Source organism: Bacillus sp. EB106-06-01-XG163, from assembly GCF_058791615.1.
Genome location: NZ_JBYTDS010000033.1, coordinates 1 through 1,580, shown reverse-complemented (window position 1 = coordinate 1,580; position 1,580 = coordinate 1). Strand labels below are relative to the sequence as shown.

At 57.8% G+C, this 1,580-nt stretch carries 1 protein-coding gene; it reads right to left on the bottom strand.

Translation table 11 applies throughout. From position 1 onward, the window contains the following. A partial coding sequence (locus AC3WTF_RS19240; protein WP_492314343.1) for an SDR family oxidoreductase occupies positions 1–1,580 on the bottom strand: 1,580 nt, incomplete at both ends.

Genomic DNA, 1,580 nt, shown 5'->3' with positions numbered 1-1,580 from the left:
ATCCGTTTTTCGTCGCCTTCTGCCACCATGACCTGGTGTTCTCCGGAGGCAAAAGCGGCGTAAAGCGCTTGGATGCCTGAGGCCGATCGCATGGCTTTCATTCCGGTCTGTTCGTACATCAGCCGTTCGGTCTCTTTGTCCACACGCATACCGCCTTCTTCCCAAAGCGGCCAGTTGACAGACAGAGTCTGCCCGCTCCGCTCGTTGTCCCGCACGAGACGGTTCCGGCGGGCTGCATAAACATCCATAAATGCGTTGGCTGCCGCATAACCGGCCTGCCCCGGATTTCCCATACCTCCAGCCAAGGAAGAAAACAGAATGAAAAAATCCAGCCGCACATCTTTCGCTGCTTCATCAAGATTGATAAGCCCTTTCACCTTCGGCGCCATGACGGTCTTCCGTTCGTTTTCTGTCTGGTTCAGAATGTAATTGTCAGCGATCACGCCTGCGCCGTGAATGATCCCGTCGAGTGTTCCGTGCTCCTCCTGTATGCCGCGGACGAGGGCGATGACCGCCGCCCTGTCTGTCACGTCTACCGGTTGATACAATACGCGGACACCCGACGCTTCCAAGCGCCGTAAGCGGGCGGAGCGGTCTTCATCAAGCGCTTCCGCCCTTCCCGTTAATACGAGGACAGCGTTTTTGACGCGGGAGGCTATTTCTTCAGCGAAAATCAGGCCGATGCCGCCCGCTCCCCCGGTGAGGAGGTAGACCCCTTCGTCTTTCCACGGAACGGCGCCGCTTTGAGGCGCCGGCAGATGACGCCAGTTTCTGACGAGACGTTTGCCGTCTTCATAACGGATTTCCGCTTGTTCAGGATGCGCCCGGTTTTCTTTCAGCTTGGCAAGAAGCGATGAGGCTGACTCGTCCGGATCGGCTTGGATGACTTGGCCGTACAGCTTCGGATGTTCAAGGTGAGCCGTTTTCAGAAAAGCGGCCAGCCCCGCCAACACATTGTCTTCCCCCCTGTCGGGGACAAGAAGCTGGATCAGCGTTTTTTTCTTCTGTTTTTCTTTGATAAGACGCGTGACGATCGCTGACAGCTCCGCCGCGCAGGCGTCATAACGGTCTTCAATCGGACCTTCGCCGTCAGCCGCACATACGGCGCCGCTTATGTCCTTAGCGTTCATTCCGCCATACAGCGTCACGTATCTGAAAGACGCTTCTTGTCCGCCGCCTTCACCCGGCGGTGATTCCTGCCACTTTGGCTGAAGCAAGAGCGGTTTTTCCTCCGTGTCCTCTTCCAGAAAACGGGCGGTGAGCCCCGTCAATCGGACACATACCGCGCCGTTTTCATCACACAGCTCAATATGATAGGCGCCGTCCGCTGAGGAAAGCACCGCCCACATCGTCTCCCGGCACGCAGAAAACACCTGCATATCCTGCAGGGCAAACGGCAGAAACGGCCGTCCGGACGCGGAACCGTCTGAGAGCACAAGACCGATAGAAGCCTGAAGGGCGGCGTCCAGCATGCTCGGATGCAGGATGAACGGCTCCTTTTCCTCGCGGGCGGACGGCGGAAGAGTGAGCTTCGCGAGCACTTCTCCGCTTCCGGCATAGACGGCGTCAAGCGCCTGATG